The sequence below is a fragment of the Achromobacter sp. LC458 genome, assembly GCF_001005835.2.
GTDB lineage: Bacteria > Pseudomonadota > Gammaproteobacteria > Burkholderiales > Burkholderiaceae_B > Achromobacter > Achromobacter spanius_B.
The window spans coordinates 1-910 of sequence record NZ_LBHW02000099.1; the positions used below are offsets into that span (position 1 = coordinate 1).

Sequence of the window (910 nt, forward strand, 5' to 3'; positions counted from 1 at the left end):
ATCGACGGTGACGGTGAACGTTTCGGTGATCGACTGACCGGTCTTCAGACCTTGGACATCCTTGTTGGCGTTGTCCAGGTTGTAGGTCCAGTTGCCGTTGCCATCAACGGAGAAGGAGCCGTACGTACCCTTGCCGTCATTGTTGACGGTCCAGGTGTGGGTATCGGTCGTATCAACGTCGGCGACATCCAGCTTGCCGGTGGCAACCAGCGTGCCGTCTTCGGTAACTGCACCATCAGCCTTGCCGGTCAGAACCGGGATGTCGTTGGTGCCGACGATGGTGACGACGACCTGACCCGTCGTACCGTCAGCGGTCGTAACCGTGAAGATCTCGGTCAGGGTCTTGCCAGCGCCCAGGCCTTGGACGGCCGGGTCATTGTTGGTCAGGTTGTAGGTCCACGCGCCGTTGGCGTCGACGGAGAACGTGCCATGTTGGCCAGGCGCGTTCGTCTGAACTTGGAACACGGCTTGGCCGGCGTCCGGGTCGGTGACGTTGAGCTTGCCGTCAACAGACACCGTCGTGTCTTCGACGACTTCGCCCTTGTCGCTTCCGGGCGTAGACGGAGTGATGATCGCGCCGTCATCCGTGCCGTTGATCGTGACCGTCACATCCTTGGTGACCACGCCGCCGTTGCCGTCATCGACGGTGACGGTGAACGTTTCGGTGATCGATTGGCCGGTCTTCAGACCTTGGACATCCTTGTTGGCGTTGTCCAGGTTGTAGGTCCAGTTGCCATTGCCATCAACGGAGAAGGAGCCGTACGTGCCCTTGCCGTCATTGTTGACGGTCCAGGTGTGGGTATCGGTCGTGTCGACGTCGGCCACATCCAGCTTGCCGGTGGCAACCAGCGTGCCGTCTTCGGTAACTGCACCATCAGCCTTGCCGGTCAGAACCGGGATGTCGTTGGTG

Annotated in this window: 1 protein-coding gene; it reads right to left on the reverse strand. The window is 60.4% G+C overall.

Translation table 11 applies throughout. The annotated features are described in order from the left end of the window. A partial coding sequence (locus YH64_RS30025; protein ID WP_221935945.1) for a VCBS domain-containing protein occupies window positions 1–910 on the reverse strand: 910 nt, incomplete at both ends.